The organism is Hymenobacter fastidiosus, from assembly GCF_039539565.1.
In the GTDB taxonomy this organism is placed as follows: Bacteria; Bacteroidota; Bacteroidia; order Cytophagales; family Hymenobacteraceae; genus Hymenobacter; species Hymenobacter fastidiosus.
Genome location: NZ_BAABDJ010000006.1, coordinates 49656 through 75836, shown reverse-complemented (window position 1 = coordinate 75836; position 26181 = coordinate 49656). Strand labels below are relative to the sequence as shown.

Genomic DNA, 26181 nt, shown 5'->3' with positions numbered 1-26181 from the left:
ACGTGCCATTCTGCGAAGTGGCCCAGCACCTGAACGATGCGGCTAAACCCGCCTCGAATGAAACCCGGATCCAGAACTTCTTCCGCGATGTGACGCTCAACTACCTGGTGTTCGCACGTTTGATAATCAGCTTGTTACCATCAACCGGCAAGCTGCGCCTGTGCCTGGACCGCACCGAATGGGACTTCGGCCAGTGTCAGGTCACTATCCTGCTCGTCACCGTGGGCTGCGGCGCGTGGCACGTGCCGCTCTACCGGGAACTGCTCGACAATCGCAGCGGCAACTCCAACGCGGCCCAGCGCATGGCCGTGCTCGAGGTCTGCGTGGCGGCGCTGGGCCGCGAGTTTGTGGGCCATGCGTGGTTGAAGTGGCTCAAAGACAACGGGTTGAGCTTTGTCATGCGCCTGCCCAAGCATCATCTGCTGACGGCTGAAAGCGGCGAGCGCTGCGCCATTGCGGACCTGGGCCTGGCCGTGGGGCAGGTGCGCCGCTTTGCCCACAGGCAAGTCGATGGCGTCTGGGGGCAAGTCTGGGTCAAAGCCCTGGCTGAAGGGGAGTTTCTCTTTCTCTTTGGCACGGCCGGTCTGACCTCCCTGGGGCAGTTCTACGCCAAGCGCTGGACGATAGAGCAGTGCTTTCAGAACCTGAAAGGCCGGGGATTTAACCTGGAAAACAGCCACTTGCGCTCGCACGACAAGCTGCGCAAACTCGTTGCGCTGGTCAGCCTAGCCTATGCTTTTTGCCTGAGCGTAGGCCGGGCGGCGGACCGGCGGGCGCCGCTGCCCCGGAAAAACCACGGCTACCGCGCCACGAGCCTGAGCCGCCACGGCTTGAATATCGTGCGCCAACTCACCCGCCCCGCCACCGACGCCCAAACTAAGCTAGCCCGAATAGTCGAAGCCTTATTGGATTGGCTCATCAAGCAAGTCGCTCGCTATCCGATATCTGCAAAAATAATGGGGTAGAGTAGTCTGGGCATTGTTATGCTGAGCAGGACAAAAGCTCTGTTTTGTCAAATCTCAAACCCGCTTTTAGCAGATTGTTCGACACCGGCTCAGTTCAGGCTGAATGAAAACCCGGACGGCATATCAGTCTTCTGCGGGAACAGGGCGTCGAGCTTGTCGCGGCGGGCCGTGAACTCGGCCGGGCTGATGACGCTGGCTTTGTAGAGGAAGGTGAGGCGGTTGAGCTGCAGGTCGTAGTCGAGCAGGTGGCTGAGGTGGCCGTACTGCTGGCGCAGGTAGATATCCCGCTTCCGGAGCAGCACCTGGATAAACTCTTCCGCGGCCGGAGCTTCGCCCTTGATCGGCAGAAACAAAGCCAGCTGCTTCTGGTCATCGTTGACCAGGAATAAAGTGCGCTGCTGGGTCAGAAAAAAGCTCAGGGCCAGCATCAGCGCGCCTACCAGGCCTTCCAGCGGACCTTCCAGCGTGCTGCCGGTGGTGCCCGCCAGATAATCGTAGAAACCCAGCAGGCTGAGGCCCAGCACCAGCGCGGCCAGCACCAGAATTTCGGGTTTGCGCCGCATGCTCACCAGCCGGTCGCGCCCGATTTCCTCGAACGAGACCTGCATCGACTTTTCGCCCGCGAGGTTTTTCTCCCGGACCTGCACCTTGTGGTCGGTGATGGTGAAATACTTGGTCGAAAACAGGCTGCGCTGAAAAAGGGTGCCGCCCGCGAAATGCTCCTGGTACAACATAGTGACGGTAATTTCTGAATAAAACCGGGGCCAGACTACTATCCTCCCACAATTATTCTACCCGGGTACCCGCCAGCACCAGCCGGCTCAGGGCCGGCACTACGGCCAGCTCCGCCTGGCCCGCCGGGGCCCGGGCCGCGTCGAGCTGCTGGTGGGCCGCCACCAGCCACGCGGCCGGGGGGGTCTGCCCTTTTTCCAGCAGCTGCACCCGCTCCAGCGCCAGCGTGGCCAGGGCACTGAGGCGAACGGAAAGCGGCGCGTATTCACCCAGAGACGGAACCGAGGTTAGCAACGGCTGCAGCAGTGGGTCGTTGGTGGCCCAGCGCCCCAGCGGGCCCCGCACGGCGGCCAGCGCCGCCCGGGTTGGGGCATCCGCGGGTAGGGGCCCGGAAGCGGTGGCCGCCCGCCGGGCCAGCAGGGCATCTACGGCTACGCCAAACTCCCGCGCCACCTCCGACTCGGCCGGGGCCGCATCGACCAGGCGGGTGAGCGGGGTCTGGGGGGTGTAGAGCATCCCCTGGAAATGGCGCTTGTAGTCCTTCACCGGCTCCAACACGGCCGCCAGCGTCCGCAATGCCCCGGCATCCTGGCCCGCCGCCATGTTCAGCAGCAGCTGTTCGGGGGCGATTTTGTGCTGCAGCCCCAGCGTTTCCAGCTCCTGCGACACCAGGGCCAGCCGGCGGTACATATCGGGCACGTCGCGCACCGTGGCGGCCGACCAGAGCCGCTCGGCCACGGCGGCGGCGCGGGGCCAGATGCGGCTTTCAAGAATCACGCTGTCGGCAAACTCGGCCCACATGGCCGCCTCGCCGCCCAGCACGAGGGCCTGCTGCGCCTCGGTCAGGGCCAGATCGGCGGGCAGCGGGTCGTTGAGGTAGTGGGTGGCCGCGCCGTGGTTCAGGTCGAGGTAGTAGCCGTGGGAAAGCAGGGTGGCGTGCCCGGCCTTCACCGCGTCGGCCAGCCCTTTGCGCCCGCGCCAGCTCTGAATCACGGCATCGGGCGGCAGGCCCGGCCCCAGAATCTCGTCCCAGCCAATCATCTTCTTGCCGTATTTCGTCACCGACTGCAGCACCCGGCGGTTGAAGTGGGTCTGCAGGCCGTGCTTGTCGAGCTGGCCATTGTCTTTCACGAAGCCGTTTTTCTTGGCCCAGGCCATAATGCGCGGACTGCGCCGCCACTGCCGGCCATCGTTTTCGTCGCCGCCGATGTGGAAGTAGGGGTCGGGAAACAGGGCCGTCATCTCGCCCAGCAGCTGATCGATGAGCTGGTAGGTGGTTTCCCTGGTGGGGTCCAGGGCGATGTTGAGGGTGCGCCAGGTCTGGGCCGGGCCGTAGATCGAGTCGTTGGAGGCCAGGGCCGGGTAGGCCGCCAGCCAGGCCGTGGTGTGGCCCGGCATATCGAACTCCGGCACTACCCGGATGCCGCGGGCGGCGGCGTAGCGCAGCACGTCGCGCACTTGGGCCTGGGTGTAGTACTGGCCGCTCACCTCGTGCAGGCGGGGCAGCACCCGGCTTTCGACCCGGAAGCCCTGGTCGTCGGAGAGGTGCCAGTGCAGCACGTTGAGCTTCACGGCCGCCATGGCATCGAGGTTGCGCTTGATGACCGGTACGGGCTGGAAGTGGCGGGCCACGTCGATCAGCAGACCCCGCCACCGGAAGCGCGGCGCATCCTCGATGTCGGTTTCGGGGAAGTAGTACGTTTTCTTCTCGCCGGCCAGCAGCTGCCGCAACGTGGCCAAGCCGCGCAGCACGCCGAAGCTGGTCGGTGCCGACAGGGCAACGCCCATCGGCGTGACGCGCAGACTGTAGGACTCATCCTCGGCGGGGTTGGTGACCTGCCCCGGGCGGCCGTACTGAATCAGCAGGTCGGCCGGGCTGCCGAAAGCCACGAACTGCGTGGTCAGGCGCTTGTCGCGGGTCTGGCGGCTAAGCCACTGCCCGAGTTCCGCCACGGCGGGCTGAATGGATGAATCCGGCCGGAGCGCCTGCATCTGCACCCGCCACTGCGCCTTCAGGGGAAACCGCCCCGCTCCCCAGCGCACCGCGGTGGGTACCGGCAGCAGGCTGCGGGTAGCCGCCGGCAGGGGCTGGGCCACCAGCCCGCGGCCCCCCGGGCCCAGGATCAGAAGCGGGAGCAAAAGGCGGCAAAAAAAGGCGCGGATCGACATAGGCGGGGTAAAACAGCAGGTATCAAAGGTAAGCAACCACCGGGCCCAAATGCCCGGCGGCCGGGGATTATCCGTAATTTGGACCTTTTATCGACCGGCCAGATCCGGGCTGAATCAGCCGGGCCGAACTTTTAACGTGTATGAAATCTCCTTCCCGCGGGGCGTGGCTGCTGAGTATTGGACTGATGCTGTGGGTGGCTTTTTACCTGGCGCCCTGGCTGCGGGAGGAAGTCCGGATTCTCAGCTCCGACAGCGCCGGCTACTACCTCTACCTGCCGGCGGCCATCGTGCACCACGACCTGCGGCAGCTGGGCTTCCGCGACGAGATGGTCGCCAGATACCATCCGACGCCGCGGTTTGAGCACGCCTCCCGGGATTCGGTATCCCGGAACTTCGTGCTGAAGTACTCCTCGGGGCTGGCGCTGCAGGAGCTGCCGTTCTTCCTGATAGCGCACACCCTCGCCGGCCCCCTGGGCTACCCGGCCGATGGCTATTCCCAGCCTTACCAGTGGGCCATTCTGCTGGCCAGTCTGCTGGTGGCCGTGCTGGGGCTATGGCTGGTCCGCCGGGCCCTGCTGCCCCGGTTCGGGGAATGGCCTACCGCGCTGACGCTGCTGATTCTGGTGCTGGGGACCAATTATCTGAATTACAGCGCCGGGCAGGGGGCCATGACGCACAACTGGCTGTTCACCTGGTACGCGGTCCTGCTGCTGCTCACGCCCAGCTTCTACGCCCGCCCCACGCTGCGCAAAGCCCTGGGCATTGGCGCTACCGTTGGGCTGATGGCGCTGACGCGGCCCACCGATATTCTGGCCGTACTGCTGCCGCTGTTGTGGGGCGTGTCGTTCGACCGCGCGGGTCTTCGGGCGCGGCTGGCCTTCTGGCGGCACCATCTGGGACTGCTGCTGGCGGCGGCTCTGGCGGGCGCGGCGCTGCTGAGCGTTCAGGCCTTTTACTGGCACTACGCTACGGGCTCCTGGATTTACTACAGCTACGGGCAGGAAGGATTCGACTGGCTCCAACCCCATTTGTGGCTGGGGATTTTCAGTTTTCGCAGTGGCTGGCTGATGTACTCGCCCATGCTGCTGACGGCCCTGGTGGGGTTCTGGCCCCTGCGGCGGCAGCAGCCGGCCGCTTTCTGGGCTATGCTGGGGTACTTTGTGCTGTTTCTGTACGTCACCTTCGCCTGGTCGCAGTGGACGTACGGGGGGGCGCTGGGCCAGCGGGCTATGGTGCAGAGCTACGCCGTGCTGGCCTGGCCCATGGCGGCCGCTCTTCATTGGCTGCTGGCGCGGCCGCGCTGGGCCGCGGCCTATGGGGTGCTGGCGGTGGTGGGCTGCTACTACGGCCTTTGGCTGACCATCCAGGCCCAGGGCGGAGGATTGCTGGCCGCCGGCGACATGACCCGCTCGTACCTGTGGCGCATCCTGTTTCGCTACGAAGCCCCGGCGGAAACCCGGTTGCTGCTCGACAGCAATTCGGAGTTCGGGGGCACGGCCGTCCGGCAGCGCGTACTGTGGCAGCAGGATTTCGAGCAGGTCGGCACCCGTTTTTGCGGCACCCCGGCCCTGGCCGGCGCCTGCTCGCTGGTCCTGGATTCCCTCCATGCCCAAAGCACAGAATACGTCCTGCCCGCGAAGCCCGGGGAGTTTCAGTGGGTGCGCGCCTCGGCGCTGGTCCGCTCCGAGTATACGGAGTGGGAAGTACCGCGCATGACGCAGTACGTAGTCCGTTTTCGCCGGGGCTCCGAAGTGGTGAAAGCGCGCACCGTGCGCTTGCAGCGGGCCATGCAGGGCGGCTGGACGCAGGAGCTGCACTTCGATATGCGCCCGCCGCGCGAAGCATTCGACAATGTATCGGTCGTGTTTCTCTACTACGGAACCCGCTCGGGCCTGCTGATCGATAATGCCCGGCTGACGGTTTTCGACGAGCAGTAACCCTTCCCGGCCTCAGATCAGGCCGCGGGCCTTGAACTCGAGGTAGCGGTTGATGGCATTCACCGTCAGATCCTGGGGCGGGGTGAGCAGGGCGTGAATGCCGTAGCGCTGCAGCTCGCGCACGATCCGGCGCTTTTCCTGGGCGAATTTCCCGGCGACGGTCTGGTGGTAGATATCTTCGGTGGTAGCGGCCGGCGCGTCCCGAAACTCGCGCAGCCCGGTGTTCTCGAAGAACACGACCAGCAGCAGATGGTCTTGGGCCCGCCGGCGCAGGTAGGGCAGCTGGTGCCGCAGGCCCACAATCACCTTCCCCGGCTCGCGACGGATGGCGTCGGTGCTGGTCGTGAGCAGGCTGAAACCGGTGCGGGGAGCAAAGGCCGCCGTTTCCGTAACCACCGACCCGTCGGCCGCGGGCCGCGTAAGCGGGCGGGGATTTCCTGATGTGGGATCAGCTGGATTATTTCCCCCGTTAGGACGGCGAAAAAACAAGCGTGCGGCGAAGGAGTGGCTGCGGGATAATTATATCTTATTTGAAGTATATATACCTGAAAGTAGTCCCTGAAATGCTTGAATAGTGTTTACTGGTATAGTTATAAAGTGATATAAGCGTATTTTCCGGCATAGTGCAATCAGCAGAATACGCTTTTGCGAAAGTCCCGGATAGCCTGATCCAGCCGGTGCGGCTCCGCGGCGTGAACCGGCGGGGCCGTGCGAACAAACTGGACAATGCGGCTCAGCTCCTCGACCCGGGCTCGGGTCGAGGAGCTGAGCCAGCCGCTTCCGGGTTTCGTCGTCGCTCAGATCGGGAGCCGGCTCCTGCGCCCGTAGGCGCGGGGTTTCCGGAAACAGGTTGACTGGTCACAAGCGCTGGTCAGAGCTACGCGCTTTCAGCGCGCGACTTTCAGTTGCTACTCAATGCCGTAGCTTTAGCTGACGAGTCATGAGCAAAGATGTGGCGGGCATCCGGTTTCCTGGCTGGGCCCATCTGGTCCGGGTAACGAAGTATCGCTATCCTGTGCTAACGGGGGATGCACAACGCTGTAGTCAGCGTGGTTCTCCGCCTGGTGTACGCGGCCGTTTTCCGGTCCGCTGGCTTTTGGGCCGGCGGACCAGGACGTACATCAACCCGGGAACCGCGCTGGGCCGGATTATCCGGAAAGACGGGAGTTACCACGGCACGGGTTTGCCCTGCCAGGTTACGAAGCTGCCGTTTTCCTCGGCGTGCAGCTGGTCGGTGAGGCGGATGATGCCCCGGGCCGAGTCGGCGGGGAGCAGGGCCGCGCCGGTGCCGCCCATGTCGGTGCGCATCCAGCCTGGGTCTACCATAACGGACACGATGTCGTCGTGGCCGGCCTCGACGGCCAGGGTGCGCATGTACATGTTCATGGCCGCCTTGCTGGCGCTGTAGTGGTACTGGCTGCCCGAGGCTTTCAGCGTGAGCGAGCCCAGGCCGGTAGAAATGCTCACGATGCGGCTTTTCGCGCCCTTTTTCAGCAACTCCAGGAACTGCTGGGTAACCAGCAGCGGCCCCACGGCATTGGTGGCCAGCACCCGCAGGGCGTCGTCGTAGCGCAGCTGGCCCAGGCGCTGGGTGGCCGGGTCGTCGCCGACGCCCGCGCCGGGGTGGCCGGGCAGAATGCCGGCGTTGTTGATAAGAATATCGAGCCCCTCGGCGCGCATGGCCACGGCCGCGTGGGCCGCAGTCAGCGAAGCGGTATCCGTCACGTCGAGGCTCAGCAGCGTGAGCTGGTCGGGGTACTGGGCTTGCAGGGCCTGCAGATCGGTAGCGGAATCGGGCTGGCGGCTGGCGGCGAACACCTGGTCGCCGCGCTCCAGGTACTGGCGGGTAAGCTCGAGGCCCAGGCCGCGGTTGGCACCGGTGATGAGGACACGTTTCATAAGCTGAGAAAGAAAGATTAGGTGGTGAGATGGCCTGGCTGCTTATCGGCTAAGTAGCCAGGCCCAAGTTTACTCAAATAACCCCCCCTTTTTGTAAGGTTGGTTGAGCCCGCTTCCCAGGCACCTGTCATCCTGAGCTTGCGAAGGACCTTCCTCTGATGCTCTGCTAAACGGTTTTCAATGCACAAAGCCCTTTGCCAGCGAACGGTAAAGGACTTTGTGCATTTAGCAAAGGTTACAGTACCCTACAGGGAAGGCCCTTCGCTGCGCTCAGCATGACAGGCGGTTTGGGCCTCACCCCGTCGCAATAGCGTTGCGCCGGCTGACTCTGGACCAGCAGCTCCTCGTCGCGGCCGGCCTTCTTCACCGTCCAGCTCAGCGAGTACCGATTTTCGCGCCGGGCGCGCCGGTGCCCCGGGTGTCGGCCCCCGCCGCGGCGCGCCGGGTCGCGGCGCGCCATCGTTCGTGAAACTGCTATAGCCCTTATCCGGACCAGGCCCCCGAAAAGCAAGGCTGTTTCGCCACTAACCTCTGCCGGCCCGTATGCTCTTGTGAAGGGTGGCGGGTGGTTCGCCTGGCCCGCTCTTACCCCTGCTTCGCCATGCCCCCGAAAGCCAGCCCGCCCATTGCCACGAGTGAGGTCCGGTTCCGGTCCCTGTTCGACAACACCCCCGAACTGATTCTCTACCAGAACGAAAAGTGCATCATTCTGGACGCCAACCCGGCCTTTCTCACCCTGATTGCCGAGCCCAGGGACCAGGTGGTGGACCGCTGCTACGACGATTTCTTGCCCCCGGAGGTGCGGCCCCTGTTCCGGGAAAAGCTGGAAGAAGCCTTCACCGGCAAAATCGTGCGCTTCGACATGTACGCCGCCCAGGGTAAGTCCGCGCTCCGGCACTGGGACGTGGTGAAAATACCGCTGTTGGAAAAAGGCGTCGTGGTCGGGGTTCACATGATTGCCCGCGACATCACCGAAAAAATGCTGGCGCAGCAGGAAATAGTGACCCAAAACCAGGACCTGCAACAGTTTACCTACATCGTTTCGCACAACCTGCGCGCCCCGCTGGCCAGTGCCCTGGGCCTGGCCGACCTGTTGGGCACCGAAGAGCCGGGCTCCCCGTGCTTTGAAGAGACGCGCACCCACTTGCAGGCCAGCCTGCACCAGCTCGACCTGGTGCTGCGCGACATGAACACCATCCTCGCCATTCGGGACCAGCAGCAGCTGGCCGAAGCCGAGGCCGTGCCCCTGGCCGAAGTGGTGCGGCAGGTGGTGCAGAACCTGCAGGAAGTGGTGGACCAGTGCGGCGGCACCGTGCGGGTGGCCATTCCCGCCGGCCTGGTGTTGCGCGCCAACCGGGCCTACCTCTACAGCATCTTTTTCAACCTGCTCTCCAACGCCCTCCAGTACCGCGCCGACGAGCGGCCCCTGGCAGTCACCGTGACGGCAACGGGCGGGGAAGGGCAGGAAACGCGGATAACGGTCGCCGACAACGGCTCGGGCTTTGACCAGCAGCAGGCGGGCGACGACGTGTTCAAGCTCTACAAGCGGTTCCATCCCCACCGCCCCGGCCGCGGACTGGGCCTGTACCTGACCAAAACCCACGTTGAGAGCCTGGGCGGGCATATTGCCGTACACAGCCGGGTGAACGAGGGCACCCGCTTCATAATTGTGATACCTTAGGCAGATGGATACCCTTATCATTGACGACAACCCGACGGGCATTTTTTTAACCACCCGCCTGCTGCGCCGCGACGGGCAACCCGCCGATGTGATTACCTCCTTCGTCTCCCCGGAGGAAGCGGTGGCCTTTTTCCGGCAGCTGGGGCCTGCCGATGCGGTGCCCGACGTCGTGCTGCTGGACCTGAACATGCCCCTGCTCAGCGGCTGGGACGTATTAGATGCCCTCCAACCCCTGGAAGCACACCTGTTGGGTCGGTGCGTGTTCTACGTCCTGACCTCCTCGCTGGCTCCCGCCGACGCGGCCCGCGCCCGGCAGTACCCCCTGGTGGCGGGCGTCCTGCACAAGCCGCTGGACTGGGCGAAGATTCAGGCGATGCAAGCTCGGGTACAGAAAATGCTACCCTCTTAACCACTTCACCCATGCCGCAACGCCTTACCGTACTGCTCGTGGACGATGACCCGGCCACGAATTACTACAACCAGCGCCTGCTGCAGCGGATGCAGGTGAGCCAGGAAGTGCTGGTGGCCAGTAATGCCGACGACGCGCTGGCCGTCCTCACCGCCCGCTGCGCGCACCCCGATACGGCCGAGTGCCCCATCTTGATTTTGCTGGACTTCATCATGCCGTTGCGCGACGGCTTCGAGTTTCTGCGCACCTTAACCCAGCGGCACCCCGCCTTGCCGCAGGCGTTCGTGGTGGTCCTGCTTACCGCGCTGCCCCTCGACCCGCATCTGGTGGAGAACCAACACCTGCCCGTCACGGCGGTGCTAACCAAACCCCTGACGGCAGAAGCCGTCAATCATCTATTACACAATTACTTCGGCGTGCCCTGCCCTTTTCTGTCATCCTGAGTAAAGCGAAGGAGCTTCCTCTGATGCCCTGCTAATCGGTTTTAAACGCGCAAAGTCCTTTACCAGCGAACGGTAAAGGACTTTGTCCATTGAGCAAAGGGTACAGTCCCCTACGGGGAAGGGCCTTCGCTGCGCTCAGGATGACAGACGAAACAGAAGGGCTGTTCTACCCCGCCGAAATGGCCTTGCGCCGGCTGACTTTGGGCAGGCGCTCCTCGCCCTGGGCCAGCAGCTCCTCGTCGCGGTCGGCCTTCTTCACCGTCCAGCTCAGCGAGTAGAGGTCCTTGCGCCGGTCGCGCAGGTTGCGCACGGCCCCGCTGGTATTCAGGTCCTTGAGCAGATCGAGGTCGAGGTCGGCAATCAGGGTCATCTCGGTGTTGGGCGTGGCCTCGGCCACGATGGCGTCGTGGGGGAAGGCGAAGTCGGAGGGGCTGAACACGGCGCTCTGCGAGTACTGAATGTCCATGTTCTCGACCCGGGGCAGGTTGCCTACCGAGCCGGTGATGGCCACGTAGCACTCGTTTTCGATAGCCCGGGCCTGGGCGCAGATGCGCACCCGCTGGTAGGCGTTCTTGGTATCGGTCCAGAAGGGCACGAACAGGATTTTCATGCCTTCGTCGCTCAGCATGCGCGAGAGCTCGGGGAATTCCACGTCGTAGCACACCAGGATGCCGATTTTGCCGAAGTCGGTGTCGAAGCACTGGAGCTTGTCGCCGCCGCGCATGCCCCAGTAGCTGGCCTCGTCGGGGGTCACGTGCAGCTTGTACTGCTCGTCCATGGTCCCGTCGCGGCGGCAGAGGAAGGCCACGTTGTGCAGCTTGCCATCCTCGTACACCGGCATGGAGCCCGCCACGATATTAATGTTGTAGCTCACGGCCAGCTCCATCATCTTGGTTTTGATGGGCTCGGTGAAAGCCGCCATGGCCCGGATGGCCACGGCCGGCGAGTCCTCGTTGGTGAGGGCCATGAGCGGGGCATTGAAAAACTCCGGGAACATCACGCAGTCCGACTTGTAGCCCGACACGGTGTCGACGAAGAACTCAATCTGCTGGAGCAGATCTTCCAGCGAGCGGGTGGCGCGCATCTGCCACTGCACAATGCCGATGCGGACGTTGCTTTTCTGGTTGCCGATCAGCTTTTCCTCCTCCTCATAATACACGTTCAGCCATTCCAGCAGCGTGGCAAACGCCTTCGACTCGGAATCATAAGGCAGGTAGCCCCGGATGATTTTGCGGACGTGAAACTCGTTGGAGAGCTGAAAGGTGAGGATGGGGTCGGTGATTTCCTTGTTGCGCACCATCTCCACGTACTTGGCCGGCGTCATCTCGTCGGCGTAGGCGGCGTAGCCGGGAATGCGGCCCCCGGCCACCATGGCGCGCAGGTTCAGGTTTTCGCAGAGCTCCTTGCGGGCGTCGTAGAGGCGGCGCCCCAGGCGCAGGCTGCGGTACTCGGGGTCCACGAACACGTCGACGCCATACAGGGTGTCGCCGTCGGGGTTGTGGGTGTGGAACTTGCCGTTGCCGGTGATTTTGGCGTACGTGTGCCGGTCGCCGAAGTCGGAGTACTGCACTATGATGGCCAGGGCGGCGGCTACTACCTGGCCGTTGTCCTCGATGCAGATCTGTCCCTCGGGAAATTTGCGCACCAGGGCCCCGAACTCCTCCGCCGACCAGGAGCCTTCCATGTTGGAGTACACCTTGTCCATGATGGCCTTCACGGCTTTGAAGTCGGAGCGGCGCAGCGTGCGCAGCACCAGCTTGTGGGCCGGAATGGCGGTAGGCGTGAGCAGCTCGGTCGGTACCGGAGCACCGGGCAGGGTTTGCTTTTTAGCGTGGCTGCCGCCGGGTTTGGCGGAGGAGGAAGGGGCCATATAGGTAAGAAAGGGAGATGGTCGAATTGAGGGCAAAGATACCGTCCGGCCAGCGGGTTCGGCACTCGCTTTACGGAAGCCTAACAACTGCGGGGGTAAAAAAGGCTCCGCCGCAAAGCATCTACCCGCGGCCGGCGGCCCTTGCCGGCCCGCCGCGGGGCTATCCGCCGCCGACCCGCCGCCGCTACACGCCCTGCATTTCCGGCACGCCCGCCGCCGGAATCACCAGCTTGCCGGCGGTGGCGGCCTGAATCTGCTCGACCGTGACGCCGGGCGCCCGCTCGCGCAGCACGAAGCCGTCGGGGGTCACGTCGAGCACGGCCAGCTCGGTCACGATTTTCTTCACGCAGCGCAGGCCCGTGATGGGCAGGGTGCATTCCGCCAACAGCTTGCTGCTGCCATCTTTGGCCACGTGCTGCATGGCCACGATGATGTTTTTGGCCGAAGCCACCAGGTCCATAGCCCCGCCCATGCCCTTCACCATCTTGCCCGGGATCTTCCAGTTGGCGATGTCGCCGTTTTCGGAAACCTCCATGGCCCCCAGAATGGTCAGGTCGACGTGCTCGCCGCGAATCATGCCGAACGAGTCGGCGGAGGAGAACAGGCTGGAACCGGGCAGGGTGGTTACGGTCTGCTTGCCGGCGTTGATCAGGTCGGGGTCTACTTCAGCGTCGGTGGGGAAGGGGCCCATGCCCAGCAGCCCGTTCTCAGACTGCAATTCCACGTTGATGCCGGCGGGAATGTAGTTGGCCACCAGCGTGGGGATGCCGATGCCGAGGTTGACGTAGGAGTTGTTCTGTACTTCCTGCGCAATGCGTTTCGCAATGCCGTGTTTGTCTAGCATAAGGGTAATGTGCTGAGGTGCTAATGTGAAAATGTGGGAAATCGTTGGGAACAGGTGCTGGAATGTGGGCCGGGCAAACAAGCCATTAGCACCTCAGCACATTTCTCGCATTCGCACATTAGTTCTGCCGAACCGTGCGCTGCTCTATTCTTTTCTCATAATCCCGCCCCTCAAAAATGCGCTGCACGAAAATGCCAGGGGTATGAATCTGGTTGGGGTCCAGCGCGCCGGCGGGCACCAGCTCCTCTACCTCGGCCACCGTGATTTTGCCGGCCGTGGCCATCATAGGGTTGAAGTTGCGGGCCGTGCCCTTATAGATCAGGTTACCGGCGGTGTCGCCCTTCCAGGCTTTCACGAAGGCGAAATCGGCGTGCAGGGCGGTTTCGAGCAGGTACATCTTGCCGTTGAACTCGCGGCTTTCCTTGCCTTCGCCCACCTCGGTGCCGTAGCCGGCCGGGGTGAAAAAGGCCGGGATGCCCGCCCCGCCGGCCCGGCACCGCTCGGCCAGGGTGCCCTGCGGAATCAGCTCCACTTCCAGCTCGCCGGAGAGGAGCTGGCGCTCAAACTCGGCGTTTTCGCCCACGTAGCTGGAAATCATCTTGCGCACCTGCTTGGTCTGGAGCATGAGCCCGATGCCGAAGTCGTCGACGCCGGCATTATTGCTGATGCACACCAGGTTGCGCACGCCCAGGCGCAGGATTTCCTGAATGGAGTTTTCGGGGATGCCGCAGAGGCCGAAGCCGCCGAGCATGAGGGTCATGCCGTCGGTGAGGCCGTGCAGGGCGGCCCGGGCATCGGCTACAACTTTATTTATCATCGGGTGGGAAATGGGTTTGGAGCCGAAAGGTAAAGTTTTCTCGCAGAGGTCCGCGGAGGGATGCGCGGAGGTAAAGGGAGGTCGTTCCTCTTTTTAACCTCTGCGCATTCCTCCGCGGACCTCTGCGAGAAAGTTAATTTAGCGCCGTGCGCGTGTCCTGCTCATCCCGCGCCAGCTGGGCCGTTAAAGCTTCTAACCCGTCGTATTTCGCCTCCGCCCGCAGCCAGACCACGAATTCCAGCGTCAGCTCCTGATCATATAAATCACCGCTGAAATCGAGTAGGTTGACCTCAATAGTCTGGGTCAGGTCCTCGCCGATGGTGGGGCGCACGCCGATGCTGAGCATGGCCTGGTGGCGGGTGCCGGCCGCGGTGCGGGCCCACACGGCGTAGATACCGCGGGCGGGCACCAGCTTCAGCGGCTCCAGCAGCGCCAGGTTGGCGGTGGGGTAGCCGATGGTGCGCCCCAGCTGCTGGCCCTTCACCACCCGACCCGTGAGCGGGTAGTGGTAGCCGAGGTAGCGGTTGGCCGTGGCCACGTCGCCGGCCAGCAGGGCCTGGCGGATGCGGGTGCTGCTCACGCCCACGGCATCCACGTCTTCGCGCGGAATTTCCTCCACCGTCAGGCCGTAGCGGCCGGCGTGCTGACTGAGGTATTCGAAGCCGCCTTCCCGGTTTCTGCCGAAGCGGTGGTCGTAGCCAATCACGAGCTTGCGCGTGCCCACGGTACGCAGCAGAATGTTCTGAATGTACTCCTCCGACGTCAGGGCCGCGAATTCGCGGGTGAAGGGAATAATCAGCAGGTAGTCGACGCCGAATTCCTGGAGCTTGTCAATCCGCTCGTCGAGGGTGTTGAGCAGGCGCAGATCCAGCCACTCGGGGTGGGTGAGGGGCGGCCCCAGCACCAGGCGCGGGTGGGGCCAATAGGTGATGACCACCGCCGGGCCGCCGCTCTGCCGGGCCACTTCCCGCAGGCGCCGCAGAATCTGCTGGTGGCCGACGTGCACGCCGTCGAAGGTGCCGGTAGTCACCGTGGCATTGCCCAAAGCCGGAAACTGGGCCGGGTCCCGAACGACTTCCATAAACCGCTGATTTGCGCTGATTGGAGTGATTTCGCTGATTCTGTCGAGCAGAAGCCGCGAAGGAGTTATTCAGGTTGCGTGGGGTTGGGTTCGGTGCCAGCGGCGGGGTTAGCGCTGTGGGCGTTGTAGAACTCCAGGCCGGCGCGACGCTCCGGGCGGGGCGGCCGCTGCTGACGCGGAGGCCGGGCTTCCCCGCCCTCGGGGCGCGGCGGGCGCAGGGCCTCAATCTGCTCCATCGTCAGCGCGTCGGCCAGCGCGTACTCGCCGATGCGGGTGCGGACCAGCTTGGTCAGGTGGGCCCCCACGCCCAGCGCGGCCCCCAGGTCCCGGGCCAGGCTGCGGATGTAGGTGCCTTTGGAGCAGGTCACGCGGAAATCCACGGCGGGCAGCGCGATGCGCGTAATCTCAAACTCGCGGATGGTCACCTGCTTGCTCTTGATTTCCGCCGCGCCGCCGCGCCGCGCTACTTCGTAGGCCCGCTCCCCGTTGATTTTGACGGCCGAAAACAGGGGTGGCGTCTGCTCAATCAGGCCCATAAACTGAGTAGTGGCCGCGCGGATTTCGGCTTCGGTGAGGTGGGCAAAGGGCTGCTCGGCATCCACGGCAGTTTCAAGGTCGAAGCTGGGCGTGGTCTGGCCGAGGCGGAAGGTGCCGGTATACTCTTTTTCCTGGGCCTGAATCAGGTCGATCTGCTTGGTTTTTTTGCCGGTGCACAGAATCAGCAGCCCGGTGGCCAGCGGGTCGAGGGTACCGGCGTGGCCAATCTTCTTGATGTGCAGGGTGTTTTTTACCTTGCGCACCACGTCGAAGGAAGTCCAGGTCAGGGGCTTATCCAGCAGCAGCACGGCGCCTTCTTCTGAGCTCCAGGCCGCAAGCGGCAAGCTGTAAGCGGATTCGTTTTCCGGCTCAGGCAAAGCGCTTGCAGCCTGGAGCCTGGAGCTTGCCGCGGGTTCATTTTCCGGCTCAGGCGAAGTGCTTGCCGCTTGCAGCCTGGAGCCTGCCGCTTTTTCAGTGTTCATACCAACTTCAGATTAATGCCCAGGGCCAGCATCAGCAACAGCAGCCCCCCCACGATGATACGATAGATGCCGAAAGCGCGAAACCCGTATTTGGCAACGAAGCCCACGAACAGCCGGATGGCCACCAGCGCCACCACGAAGGCCACGGCGTTGCCGAACAGCAGTAATTTCATCTGGTCCAGCGTCAGCGGAATGCCTTCCTGATGGTAGTCGAGCAAATCCTTGGCGGCGGCGGCGGCCATGGTGGGCATGGCCAGAAAGAAGGCAAACTCGGCGGCGGCGCGGCGGGTGAGCTTCTGGGTGAGGCCCCCGATGATGGTGGCGGCCGAGCGGCTCACGCCCGGCACCACGGCCAGGCACTGAAACAAGCCAATCAGCAAAGCTTCCTTAAAGCCCGGATTGGTAACCGGGTTGCCACCTTCCTGGGGTTCTTCCTGCGGAAACCACCGGTCCACGAACAGCAGCACGATACCCCCCAGCAGCAGCATTACGGCCACCGTAGTCACCGATTCAAGCAGGGCGTCGATATGCTTTTTGAGCAGTAGCCCTACCACGATAATGGGTAGAAACGCCACCAGTAGCTTCAGGTAGAAGTCGACGCTCTGGAAAAAGCGCCGCCAATACACCACGAACACCGATAGAATGGCCCCCAGCTGAATAACGACCAGGTAGAGCTTGGTGAAGGCCGTGACCGGAATGCCGAGCAGGGCGGAGGCAATAATCATGTGCCCGGTGCTGGAAATGGGCAGGAACTCCGTCAGGCCCTCGACAATAGCGAGCAGCAGGGCGTGCCAGTAGGTCATCTAGGGGCGTTTGTAGGTTGGGCGAACAGGCGCGGCCGGCGTCGTAACCGGAGCCCCGCCGGGAATGGGGTTAGCGGCGACCTCCGCACGGGTAACGGCATCGGTAGCTACCTCCGCTGGCCCCCCGTTGCGAGCCATAACGGCCCAGAACTCAATGCCGAAGCCCACTGCCAGCAGAATCGGGCCGAGGGTGATGCCGAGGAACCCCGCGCCGTAGTCGGACGAGTCCAGGGTCATGGTGATAAAGCCGGCGGCCAGCACGGCCAGACCGATAAACATCAGCCGGTAGTTGCGCGGCCCGAAGGCAAAGCGGGGAGTGGGTTTCATAGGAGCGTCTTGGGGGCTTGGGTTCCTGGGGTGGTTTTTGGTTTTTGGTTGATGGTTTTTGGTCGTTTGTCATCCTGAGCAGCGCGAAGGACCTTTTCCGGTAGAACGATAATCGGGACCATGATCTGTTCTTTAACGCCAAGATCCTTCGCAAGCTCAGGATGACAAACGACTAAAAACCATCAACCAAAAACTAAAAACCACTTAATACAAATCATCCAGGGCCATGCCCAGGTACTTGCGCACGGCGCGGTAGGAGCTGAAAAAACCGATGCCCGCGCCCAACGCCACCATCAGCGCCAGCAGGGCGCCAATCAGTTGTTCGTCGCGCAGCAGGCGCAGCTCATCTACTTCCAGGTAGGCGTATTGCAGCAGGGCCAGCAGCAGCAGGGCCGCCAGGGCGCCGCTGACGAAGCCCTGCCAGGTGGCCCGGCGTAAAAACGGGCGCTGGATAAAAAACGACGTGGCGCCTACCAGCTGCATGCTCCGGATCAGGAAGCGCTGGGAAAACAACGCCAGCTTAATGGTATTGTTGATGAGCACCGTCACGACCAGCGTGAGAATGATGGCGAAACCCAGCAGCACCAGGCTCAGCTTGCGCACGTTCTGGTTGATGGAGGTAATCAGGCTCTGCACATACTGCACTTCATGCACGCCTTGCTGGGCGCGCAGGTCCTGCTCAATCCCGCGCAGATTGGCGGAATCGGAGTATTCGGCGTTGATCTTCAGGATGTAGGCGTCGCGCAGAGGGTTGTCGCCCAGAAACTGCTGGAAGTCCTCGCCGGTCTGTTCCATGAACTGCCTGGCTCCTTCCTCCCGGGAAAGAAACCGAACCTGGGGCTGGTCATCCTTGAAGGCAATATATTTCTTACGGCCAAAGTCCTGCTGGAGGCGCAGCAGCTCCGTTTCGGGCAGGTCCCGGGCCAGGTACACCTGCATTTCGATGTTCTCCTTCACCAGGTTGGAGAGCTTGTGGGCGTGAATCAGCAGCAGCCCGAACAGTCCGATAACCAGCAAGGCCAGCGTGATGCTGAACACCACCATCAGGTGCGGATAATTGCCAAGCTTCTTTTTACGGGTAGGACGGTTTGAGGGCATGCGGGGCAAAAGTACAAGGAACAATTATCAATGAACAATTATCAGGGAGCAATTAACCACGAGCCGTTCAGCCATTCCCGGGAAGAGGCAGGGCTGACTGTTGATTACTGCTGTTGCACGGGGCATTACTGAAACCCTGTTTGAGGAGCCAGGAGTCAGGAGCTAGGAGTCAGAATACGAGCCGGTTGCCGAGGTAAGGCGCGTCTGCCCTGGCACCCGTTTCGCTCCTTATTGTTTTAACCCCTGATCCTTAGACTTCTAGCTCCTGGCTTCTCCCGCCCGGCCAACTGCCTCACCCTGCGTAACATCAGTTAATTGCTCATTGCTCATTGATAATTGCCCATTGATAATTGACCGCTACAACACCGTGCGCGGGTCGTCGTCCACGTTCAGCACTTCGCGGGCTTTGCGGGTGGCGGCGTCGCGGCGGGTCAGGTGTTTGCGCGAGAGCAGCTCCCGGAAGGAGTCGAACTGCTCGGTGTGCAGCAGGCTGACGCCGGCCCGGGCCTGGTTAGACAGGCCCGACAGGTCGCTGTAGTCGCGCGGAGTGGTTTCGTAGCGCAGCTTGGCCCGGAACTTCCCATCGGGGCGCAGGTAGTACTCCAGGCTCAGGTCGCCGAGCAGGGAAGCCTGGGCGGTAGGGGCTCCGGTAGTCCCCGTGGGTACGGTCGAGCCGTTGCTGAAGCCGCCCTCGCGCGTCACGCGCAGCCGGCCGTTGAAGAAATTGTAGCTCAGCCGCACCTGCAGGGCCTGCAGCTGCTCGGCGGTAAGGCCGCTGAAGTTGAAGGAGATTTCCAGGTTGGGGTCAATCTGGGAGGTGAGCAGGCCGAGCTGGGTGGAAATAATCTGCCCCAGGCTGTTGCCAAAGGCATTGTCCTGCCCCCGGAACGAAGCTACTGAGGCCAACGACCCTGGCGAAGTGAGCTGGCGGAACACAATCAGGCTGAACACCTGCCGGTTCAGCTCCTGCTCGTCGTTGCGCAGCGCCGAGAGGAACGGCGTCAGCTCGCCTTCCAGCGACGAGGGGATGTCGTTGAACTCCAGGTTCAGCCGGATGATGGGCAGCAGCAGGGGGCCGGTCAGGTTCATTACCGCCGTCACGGGCACCACGGCGTTGTTGGTTTGCAGAATCGGCGCCAGCGAGGTGCGCTGGGTGTAGGCCGCCGCCACGTTCATCTCCCCCTGCAGCGGGTCGCCGTTCCAGGTGATGGTGCCGCCGGGGCGCACCACGAACTCCTTGTTGACCAGCCCCTGCAGGGTGAAATTGTACGCGCCGCGCACAATCTCCACGGCTCCGTACATATTGAAGTCACCGCGGGTATCGATGTTCAGCCGCAGCTGTCCGGTTGCCGTGCCCCGGATTACGTCGCCGGTGCTTTCGTCGAGCAGGATTTCAATGTAGGCATCGGGCGTCACCGTCAGGTTGAAGTTGAGCCGGATGCCCGACAGGTCGACCCGGCCCGCCGCGGCCGTGGGAATCTTCACCGAGGTGAGCGTATCGGTTACGTTATGGTTGACGAACCTGATGTAACTGGCCTTCTGGGCCTTGGCCGCGTTATCGAGCGGCAACGACAGGCGGGTGCCCGCTTCGCTGCGCGCCGTCACGTTCACTACCAGGTTGTCGGCCGGGCCGCGCACCCGGGCGTCGCCGGTGGCGTAGGCGGTGCCGAAATAAAGCTGATTGTCCTTGCGGGTGGTATTGAGGACCAGCAGCTTGGTGAAGGTGGCCCGCAGATCGAGGCGCGTATCCTGGAAGCCTTTTTCGTAGATGGTGCCGTCGAGCACCCCCGAATTGCCCAGGGGGTCGCGCAGGCGCACGTTTTTCAGCACGATGCCATCCGGGGCGAAGCGAATCCGGTCGGCGAAGGTGTAGGTGGTGCCCAGATAGAGGAAGGTCAGCTTGCCGGCGCGCACGTCGATGTCGCCCACCAGGCTGGGAGCGGCCAGGCGGCCGGTGAGGCGCAGGGTGCCCATCGCCGTGCCGCTGACGTCACGGAACAGGGTTTTCAGGAAGGGCTCCGCCAGCTTTACGGGGGCGTTGTCGAGGATGGCGGTCAGGTTGAGCTGCTGCTCGGCCTCGCGCGGGGCGAAGGTGCCCGCCAGCCGGACCACCCGCTGCTGGTCCCGGATTACGTCGAGGTCCACGTCGAGGTGGTTGGTGCCGTTGTGCCAGTCGCCGCGGCCGCGCACGTCGCCGATCAGGGTTTTATCGAGCGTCAGCGAGTCCACGTTCAGGGTGCTGTTGATGACCAGCGGCCCGAACAGGCCGCTGATGCTGCCCTCGGCATTCACCCGGCCGTCGATTTTCTGGGTGGTCAGGGAGCTGAGCGTGGACAGCTGAAAGTCCTTCAGGGCCAGCTTCAGCACCTTGCCGGGGTCGTTGGAGATAAAGCCCTGGGCACTCACGCTCTGGGCCCCGTTGCTCAGGCTCAGGTGCTGAATGTCGAACTCCGTGCCCTTGCCCGAGATAATGACGGAGTTGTCGGCCGCGATGGTCCAGTCTTTCCCCAGCAGGTTCACCCCCGACTGGCGGAATACCACCTGGAGCGCCCGCGGCAGAAAGGCCAGGGAGCCGTTGATGGTGGCTTTATTCGTGGTGCCGGTCTGGGCCAGGGAGGTGGAGAAGTTGATGCGCTGCTGGTCCCACACGCCTTCGACGTAGAACTTCTCCGTCGGGCCGAGGCCGGGCAGCACCTGCCGCTCCGACGTAATATTGGCCTGGGCCAGCACTTCGGGCTTATACGGCAGCTTGGAGGTAGTGAATTCGAAGTCGGTATTCACGGCCCGGATGCTGTCGTACTGCAGGCCGTCGAAGTGGCCGCCCAGCTGGAAAATAGACGTCAGCCCGTTGCGGAAGGAGCCGTCGAGCCGGGAGTAGTCCGATACCGTGAGCTGGGGCACGAACATGCGCAGCACCGGATTGGCCTGCTTCAGGTAGAGGTCCAGGGCAATGTCGTACTCCGCAATCGGGCGCTGCTGCTTGCGGCGGTAGTAGGCCGCCGTAGCCGCCTGGTTGCTTTCGAAGTTGAGCCGGTACTCGGTCAGCAGCGTCTGCACGTCGCGGGCCACGGTGGTGAAGTTGAAGTTGCCGGCCGCCGCCAGATTGAGCACTTCCGAGCGCACCGTCAGGTTGCGCTGCCCGGCCACGCGCTGGCTCACCACGTCGAACGTGTCGACGGCCACGGTCTGGCCCTCGTAGCTCAGGCGCGAGCGGCGAAGCTTGATGGTGCCGATGAGGTCGTCCAGCTTCAGGCCCCGGAACCGGGCGTTGGCCGTGGTGGCCAGCGTGATGCGCTGGGTGGTCAACCCCAACGCCCGCAGGTCGGCACGCTGCACCTGGGCTTTCACATCGAAGGCCTGCCGGGTTTTGTTCAGGTCTACGGTGCCGGTGGCGCTGATCTGCAGGTTGGGGTCGTTCACGGCCAGCTGGCCGTCGAAAAACTGCTTGCTGAACCGGCCGTTGGTGGTGATGTTGCGGAAGCGGTAGCCGTTGAGCCAGATGCTCTGCACGGTGGCGTTGGCTTTCAGCCGGGCACTTTCGGGCCGGAAGCCGACGCCTTCCACGCGGCCGTTCATGGTGATGTCGCGCACGGTGCTTTCGTCGCCGAGCAGCTTGCCGAGCTGGAAGCCCGTGGTGCGCACCTGGCCCTCGTAGCTGGAGTAGCGCGGGTCGGTTTTGAACTTGATGTTTACATCCGACACCACGTCGCCCAGCGCGGTCCGGAAGGCGCCGTTGGCGACGAAGTCGTTGTAGAAACCCAGGAACTCGCCCTGGAGCCGGACCGTGCCCAGGCGCTGCACGTAGGGCCAGCCCGAGGCCGGAATGTAGCGCCGGATGTCGCGCCCGTCAATCACCGACGGCTTCAGGCGCATCGACACGAAGCTTTCCTTCAGGTTGGGCAGCCCCTGCACGTCGATGTTGCCCACTACGTGGGTCTGGTTGCCGTAGGTGACGTCGAGGTTGCGGGTCGTGAAGTTGCGGACATAGCCTTTCAGCTGCCCCGAAATCAGCACCGTTTCCTGCAGGTCCCGGATATTCTGCTGGGGCGCGAACCGGGCAATATCCGCGGAGTACAGGCGGGAGGGCAGCAGGTTGGCCGTCACCCGTACCGAGTCGTTGAAGTCGGTGAAGTTGAGGAAGTGCCGGAAGTCGAAGCGCAGGTAGTTGTGCAGCTGGCTGCGGCCCACGCGCAGGTTCAGGCCCGCGAATTCCCAGAACCGGGTAGCGTAGGTCATGTTGGCCGTCAGCTCGTGGAGGCGGGTTTTCGACGGTGTCTCCACGGCCCGCAGGCCCGCAATCTTCGCGTGCATGGAATCAGCCCGGAAGCGCAGCTCGCTGGCATCGGCGTAGATGCTGTCGACGCGCATGTGGGCATAGTCCATCGTGCGGCCGTATTCCGGAATCCGGGGCGTATCCTGCCGGTCGAGGATAAAGCGGCCGTTGCGCAGGCCAATAGATTCAATCTGAAAGTCGAACGGCTTACTGACCTTGGTGGTGTCGGTGGGGCCGAGCAGGCGCTGCACGGCGCCCAGGAATTCGCTCAGGTTGGTCGAGTCGGGCGTGTTGGCGTAGGTGACCAGGGCAAAGCGGGGCTCCTCCAGAATGAGCTTGCCGACGTGCAGGTGGCTGGGGTCGAACACGGAAAACAGGCGAATGTCGGCGTCGGCGCGGCCCACGCTGAACAGCTCGTTGCCGCGGCGGTCCAGCACCTGTATTCCTTCGAGGAGCACCCGCGAAAAGGGCCGCACATCCACGCTACCGATGATAACGCGCTGCCCGAGCTTGTCGGTGAGCAGCGCCGCCGCCCGGTGGGCCAGCCGGGTCTGCACGCTGGGCACGCGCAACGCCAGCAGCACGCCGCCCACCGCCAGCACTACCAGCAGCAGCAGGCCCAGCAGAACTTTAAGCGGGATAGAGAGGAAGCGCGGCACGGGGAATTGAGCGGAAAAGGAAGTCGGGCAGAATACGAAGATGCGGGAATTTGGTCAATGGCCGCCGACGCGAAACCGCCCGCCTCCAAAAACAGTGCCCACCCGAAAAAGCACCTTAGGTACGTCAGACTATCTTCACTATTCCCGGTTTACTGATTTAAACGACCTTTGTGCTTCCGCAGCCGGTCCGCCGGCTTTTCCACCGCTGACCTTACCGCAATGCTTTCCCCCGTTATCCTGGCCATCGAATCTTCGTGCGATGATACCGCCGCCGCCGTGATGGCGGGTGGCGAAATCCTCGCTAACGTGGTGGCCACGCAGCAAGTACACGAGCAATACGGCGGCGTGGTGCCGGAGCTGGCCTCCCGCGCCCACCAGCAGCACCTGATTCCGGTGGTGCAGGAGGCGCTGCGCCGGGCAAAGGTAGATAAATCCGCCCTCGACGCCGTGGCCTTCACCCAGGGGCCGGGCCTGCTGGGGTCGCTGCTGGTGGGCAGCATGTTTGCCAAAACCTTCGCCCTGGCCCTGAACAAGCCGCTGATTGCCGTAAACCACATGCGGGCCCACATTCTGGCGCACTTCATCCGGGCCCCGCGGCCGGCGTTTCCGTTTCTGTGCCTCACCGTCAGCGGCGGCCACACCCAGCTGGTGATTGTGCGCAGCGCTTTGGAAATGGAGGTTATCGGCCAGACCATTGACGACGCGGCAGGGGAGGCCTTCGACAAAACGGCCAAGCTGCTCGGGCTGCCCTATCCCGGCGGCCCCCACCTCGACAAGCAGGCCCGGCTGGGCAACCCCACGCGCTTCCCGTTTCCGGTAGGGGCCATGGCCGGCTACGACTTCTCCTTCAGCGGCCTGAAAACCGCGGTGATGTACTTCCTGCGCCAGCAGACGGCCCGCAACCCGGACTTCATCCCGGAAAACCGGGCCGACCTGTGCGCCGGCATCCAGCACACCATTATCCTCACCCTGCTGCGTCAGCTGACCCGCGCGGCCCAGGACCACGGCCTGACCCAGCTGGCTTTAGCCGGCGGCGTGGCGGCCAACTCGGGCCTGCGCGAGGCGCTGACGAAGCTCGGCGCCGAAAAAGGCTGGGAAATCTTCATTCCCGACTTCGAGTTTTGCACCGACAACGCCGGCATGGTCGCCATGACGGCTCATTTCCAGTACGAAGCGGGGGACTTTGCCAACCAGCTCGTCAGCCCCGACCCCCGGCTGAAGCTGAAGTAGGCGGAATCCCGTCGGCTTCGGCGAATTTCCGTACTTACGCTACTCTCCCATTACCCGCGGCGGCTCCGGCCGCCGCGACCTCCTCCCATGGCCAAACAAAAAGACGATACCCCCAAGCGCGTTAACATCCTGAACCGCCGCGCCAGCTACGAATACAGCTTCCTGGCCAAGTACGACGCGGGCATGATGCTGCAAGGCACCGAAATCAAAAGTATCCGCGAGGGCAACGTGAACATGCAGGACGGCTTCTGCGCGTTTCACGCCGACGGCAGCTTGTGGGTGCACAACCTGAGCATCTCGCAGTATTCGCTGGGGACTTATAACAACCACGAAGCCAAGCGCGAGCGGAAGCTGCTGCTCACCAAGAAGGAAATGCGCCAGCTGGCCGGCAAGGCCGTGGAGCAGGGCGTGACCATCGTGCCCATCCGCCTGTTCGTGAACGACCGGGGCTTCGCCAAGCTGGAAATTGCGCTGGCCAAGGGCAAAAAGCTCTACGACAAGCGCGACGACATCAAGGCCAAAGACCAGAAGCGCGAGATGGACCGGGCGCGGGAACACTAATCGCTGATTGCCGCTGATTTTTTTGATTGCTCTGATTCTGACATCGAAGCTGTTTAGGAAGTCAAGCAGTCTGTCATCCTCATCTGGCGTCCGCTTGCGAAGGACCTTCCTCGAATATCCTGTCAAGCTTAGTTCAACGCACAACATCCTTCCCCGTGGCGTAGAGAAGGATGTTGTGCGTTGAAAGGAGTTTTGGAGTGCTGAAAGAGGAAGTTCCTTCGCAAGCGGACGCCAGATGAGGATGACAATCGACAAAAAATCGAATACTAAACAGCTTCATCGGATCCATATTGGCTATTGGCCGATTGGCTTTCTGCGGGGTGGAGTAGAGTGCTTTAAGCACAACTGTTTTTTTGAGAAGCCGATAGTTATCCGGAGCTTCGTGCGCAATGTGGCGGCCTGCCCCGCCGTTGAGCCCGTTAGCATCAGCGAAATCAAAGAAATCAGCCTTAATCAGCGATTGTGGAATATGGAATCTGCGCGTTGAGCGCCGTGCCGGTACGCGCCGAGCCCACGGATAAGGCCGAGCTGGTTACCCAGCTGATTTTTGGCGAGTGCTACACCGTTCTGCTCACCCAGGGCAACTGGCACCAGATCCGCCTGGCCGCCGACCACTACCTGGGCTGGATCGACTTCAAGCAGCACATGTCCGTGACGGCGGAGTATTTCACGGCCTGGAATGCGCAGGACCACCCGCGCAGCCTCGACGTGGTGCAGATGGTCAGCGACGCGCATACCCGCATTCCGGTCACGCTGGGCAGCCGCCTGCCGTTTTTTGATGGCATGACGCTGCGCCTGGGCAGCCAGCAGCTGTTTTACAACGGGGCCGCTACCAATCCCCTCAACGGCCACGGCCCCGGTGGCCCGGTCGACAAGCGCCTGGCGCTGGTGCAGAAAATGGGACAGGTGTATCTGAAGTCGCCGTACGTGTGGGGCGGCAAGTCCCTGTTCGGGCTCGACTGCTCGGGGCTGATGCAGCAGCTTTATGGGCTGATTGGGGTGCCGCTGCCCCGCGATGCCCGCCAGCAGATCGACCACGGCCAGACGGTGCATTTCGTATCCCAGACCCGGCCCGGCGACCTGGCCTTTTTCGACAACGCCGACGGCGTCATTGTCCACGTCGGCATCATGCTCGACGACCAGCAGATTCTGCACGCCAGCGGCGAGGTGCGCATCGACCCGCTCGACCACAACGGCATCTACCACCGGCAGCGCCAGAAGTACTCCCACAAGCTCCGCCTCATCAAGCGCATCCTGGCGGATTGAGTTATCAGTTGCCAGTTGCGTGTTATCAGTTGCCAGTTGCGTGTTGCCAGTTGCCAGTTCGTTCAACGAACACTGATAGCCGGCAACCGGCAACACGC

21 protein-coding genes are annotated in these 26181 nt (G+C 63.0%); 8 read left to right on the top strand and 13 right to left on the bottom strand.

The window, feature by feature from the left end; genetic code table 11:
• Positions 1-2 precede the first annotated feature (2 nt).
• Positions 3-965, top strand: a complete 963-nt coding sequence (locus ABD833_RS03855; RefSeq protein ID WP_345071095.1) for a transposase — start codon at positions 3-5, stop codon at positions 963-965.
• A gap of 89 nt (positions 966-1054) precedes the next feature.
• On the opposite strand, the gene ABD833_RS03850 is transcribed toward ABD833_RS03855, so the two are convergent.
• Positions 1055-1699, bottom strand: coding sequence for a hypothetical protein (locus ABD833_RS03850; RefSeq protein WP_345071094.1), 645 nt, complete (start codon positions 1697-1699; stop codon positions 1055-1057).
• A gap of 52 nt (positions 1700-1751) precedes the next feature.
• A complete protein-coding gene (locus ABD833_RS03845; protein WP_345071093.1) occupies positions 1752-3836 on the bottom strand; it encodes a beta-N-acetylhexosaminidase in 2085 nt (694 codons plus the stop codon).
• A gap of 170 nt (positions 3837-4006) precedes the next feature.
• Here ABD833_RS03845 and ABD833_RS03840 point away from each other — a divergent pair, with 170 nt between their 5' ends.
• Entirely contained in the window at positions 4007-5803 is a 1797-nt protein-coding gene (locus ABD833_RS03840; RefSeq protein WP_345071092.1) for a hypothetical protein, read from the top strand.
• A gap of 12 nt (positions 5804-5815) precedes the next feature.
• Here the strand turns inward: ABD833_RS03840 and ABD833_RS03835 are convergent, their stop codons facing one another.
• A complete protein-coding gene (locus tag ABD833_RS03835; RefSeq protein ID WP_345071091.1) occupies positions 5816-6199 on the bottom strand; it encodes a hypothetical protein in 384 nt (127 codons plus the stop codon).
• Positions 6200-6970: 771 nt separating this feature from the next.
• Positions 6971-7702 carry an SDR family oxidoreductase gene (locus ABD833_RS03830; RefSeq protein ID WP_345071090.1) on the bottom strand — a complete coding sequence of 244 codons (732 nt, stop codon included), beginning with the start codon at positions 7700-7702 and terminating at the stop codon, positions 6971-6973.
• Positions 7703-8303: 601 nt separating this feature from the next.
• Between ABD833_RS03830 and ABD833_RS03825 the strand changes: the two genes are divergently transcribed.
• Genes ABD833_RS03825 through ABD833_RS03815 form a run of 3 tightly spaced genes read left to right on the top strand, consistent with a single transcriptional unit; the run spans position 8304 to position 10235 of the window.
• On the top strand, positions 8304-9383 hold the full coding sequence (locus tag ABD833_RS03825) for a sensor histidine kinase (protein ID WP_345071088.1): 1080 nt from the start codon (positions 8304-8306) through the stop codon (positions 9381-9383).
• Between the two features lie 4 nt (positions 9384-9387).
• A complete protein-coding gene (locus ABD833_RS03820) occupies positions 9388-9792 on the top strand; it encodes a response regulator (RefSeq protein WP_345071087.1) in 405 nt (134 codons plus the stop codon).
• An 11-nt stretch (positions 9793-9803) separates the two neighbouring features.
• Positions 9804-10235 carry a response regulator gene (locus ABD833_RS03815; protein WP_345071086.1) on the top strand — a complete coding sequence of 144 codons (432 nt, stop codon included), beginning with the start codon at positions 9804-9806 and terminating at the stop codon, positions 10233-10235.
• A gap of 166 nt (positions 10236-10401) precedes the next feature.
• Here the strand turns inward: ABD833_RS03815 and ABD833_RS03810 are convergent, their stop codons facing one another.
• The 9 genes from ABD833_RS03810 to ABD833_RS03770 all read right to left on the bottom strand — a co-directional run bounded on the left by ABD833_RS03810 (position 10402) and on the right by ABD833_RS03770 (position 23026).
• Entirely contained in the window at positions 10402-11940 is a 1539-nt protein-coding gene (locus ABD833_RS03810) for a carbon-nitrogen hydrolase family protein (protein ID WP_425553568.1), read from the bottom strand.
• A gap of 349 nt (positions 11941-12289) precedes the next feature.
• Positions 12290-12949, bottom strand: a complete 660-nt coding sequence (locus ABD833_RS03805; RefSeq protein WP_345071083.1) for a CoA transferase subunit B — start codon at positions 12947-12949, stop codon at positions 12290-12292.
• A gap of 118 nt (positions 12950-13067) precedes the next feature.
• On the bottom strand, positions 13068-13766 hold the full coding sequence (locus tag ABD833_RS03800) for a CoA transferase subunit A (protein ID WP_345071081.1): 699 nt from the start codon (positions 13764-13766) through the stop codon (positions 13068-13070).
• Positions 13767-13899: 133 nt separating this feature from the next.
• The gene (locus tag ABD833_RS03795; protein WP_345071079.1) at positions 13900-14847 is read right to left on the bottom strand and encodes a bifunctional riboflavin kinase/FAD synthetase; all 948 of its coding nucleotides are present in this window, start codon (positions 14845-14847) and stop codon (positions 13900-13902) included.
• 65 nt (positions 14848-14912) lie between these two features.
• Entirely contained in the window at positions 14913-15728 is an 816-nt protein-coding gene (gene truB / locus ABD833_RS03790; RefSeq protein WP_345071078.1) for a tRNA pseudouridine(55) synthase TruB, read from the bottom strand.
• A gap of 134 nt (positions 15729-15862) precedes the next feature.
• Positions 15863-16669: an undecaprenyl-diphosphate phosphatase gene (locus tag ABD833_RS03785; protein WP_345071076.1), complete on the bottom strand. Its 807-nt coding sequence runs from the start codon at positions 16667-16669 to the stop codon at positions 15863-15865.
• Entirely contained in the window at positions 16670-16996 is a 327-nt protein-coding gene (locus ABD833_RS03780) for a DUF3098 domain-containing protein (RefSeq protein WP_345071075.1), read from the bottom strand. It lies immediately after the preceding gene.
• Between the two features lie 204 nt (positions 16997-17200).
• Positions 17201-18094: a cell division protein FtsX gene (locus ABD833_RS03775; protein ID WP_345071074.1), complete on the bottom strand. Its 894-nt coding sequence runs from the start codon at positions 18092-18094 to the stop codon at positions 17201-17203.
• A gap of 357 nt (positions 18095-18451) precedes the next feature.
• A complete protein-coding gene (locus ABD833_RS03770; RefSeq protein ID WP_345071073.1) occupies positions 18452-23026 on the bottom strand; it encodes a translocation/assembly module TamB domain-containing protein in 4575 nt (1524 codons plus the stop codon).
• Positions 23027-23245: 219 nt separating this feature from the next.
• Between ABD833_RS03770 and tsaD the strand changes: the two genes are divergently transcribed.
• The 3 genes from tsaD (at position 23246) to ABD833_RS03755 (ending at position 26083) form a co-directional block, all read left to right on the top strand.
• Complete coding sequence (gene tsaD / locus ABD833_RS03765) at positions 23246-24256, top strand: tRNA (adenosine(37)-N6)-threonylcarbamoyltransferase complex transferase subunit TsaD (protein ID WP_345071072.1); 1011 nt, start codon at positions 23246-23248, stop codon at positions 24254-24256.
• Between the two features lie 87 nt (positions 24257-24343).
• The gene (smpB, locus tag ABD833_RS03760) at positions 24344-24817 is read left to right on the top strand and encodes an SsrA-binding protein SmpB (RefSeq protein ID WP_345071071.1); all 474 of its coding nucleotides are present in this window, start codon (positions 24344-24346) and stop codon (positions 24815-24817) included.
• A gap of 462 nt (positions 24818-25279) precedes the next feature.
• Positions 25280-26083 carry a C40 family peptidase gene (locus ABD833_RS03755; RefSeq protein ID WP_345071070.1) on the top strand — a complete coding sequence of 268 codons (804 nt, stop codon included), beginning with the start codon at positions 25280-25282 and terminating at the stop codon, positions 26081-26083.
• Positions 26084-26181: the final 98 nt, after the last annotated feature.

What these genes read in the sequence shown, in the direction of transcription:
- ABD833_RS03785 (WP_345071076.1), bottom strand. Translation starts at nt 16,669, where the DNA reads ATGACCTACTGGCACGCCCTGCTGCTCGCTATTGTCGAGGGCCTGACG.
- tsaD (WP_345071072.1), top strand. Translation starts at nt 23,246, where the DNA reads ATGCTTTCCCCCGTTATCCTGGCCATCGAATCTTCGTGCGATGATACC.
- ABD833_RS03840 (WP_345071092.1), top strand. Translation starts at nt 4,007, where the DNA reads ATGAAATCTCCTTCCCGCGGGGCGTGGCTGCTGAGTATTGGACTGATG.
- ABD833_RS03830 (WP_345071090.1), bottom strand. Translation starts at nt 7,702, where the DNA reads ATGAAACGTGTCCTCATCACCGGTGCCAACCGCGGCCTGGGCCTCGAG.
- ABD833_RS03795 (WP_345071079.1), bottom strand. Translation starts at nt 14,847, where the DNA reads ATGGAAGTCGTTCGGGACCCGGCCCAGTTTCCGGCTTTGGGCAATGCC.
- smpB (WP_345071071.1), top strand. Translation starts at nt 24,344, where the DNA reads ATGGCCAAACAAAAAGACGATACCCCCAAGCGCGTTAACATCCTGAAC.
- ABD833_RS03780 (WP_345071075.1), bottom strand. Translation starts at nt 16,996, where the DNA reads ATGAAACCCACTCCCCGCTTTGCCTTCGGGCCGCGCAACTACCGGCTG.
- ABD833_RS03805 (WP_345071083.1), bottom strand. Translation starts at nt 12,949, where the DNA reads ATGCTAGACAAACACGGCATTGCGAAACGCATTGCGCAGGAAGTACAG.
- ABD833_RS03810 (WP_425553568.1), bottom strand. Translation starts at nt 11,940, where the DNA reads ATGGACAAGGTGTACTCCAACATGGAAGGCTCCTGGTCGGCGGAGGAG.
- ABD833_RS03820 (WP_345071087.1), top strand. Translation starts at nt 9,388, where the DNA reads ATGGATACCCTTATCATTGACGACAACCCGACGGGCATTTTTTTAACC.
- ABD833_RS03800 (WP_345071081.1), bottom strand. Translation starts at nt 13,766, where the DNA reads ATGATAAATAAAGTTGTAGCCGATGCCCGGGCCGCCCTGCACGGCCTC.
- ABD833_RS03850 (WP_345071094.1), bottom strand. Translation starts at nt 1,699, where the DNA reads ATGTTGTACCAGGAGCATTTCGCGGGCGGCACCCTTTTTCAGCGCAGC.
- ABD833_RS03815 (WP_345071086.1), top strand. Translation starts at nt 9,804, where the DNA reads ATGCCGCAACGCCTTACCGTACTGCTCGTGGACGATGACCCGGCCACG.
- ABD833_RS03775 (WP_345071074.1), bottom strand. Translation starts at nt 18,094, where the DNA reads ATGCCCTCAAACCGTCCTACCCGTAAAAAGAAGCTTGGCAATTATCCG.
- ABD833_RS03825 (WP_345071088.1), top strand. Translation starts at nt 8,304, where the DNA reads ATGCCCCCGAAAGCCAGCCCGCCCATTGCCACGAGTGAGGTCCGGTTC.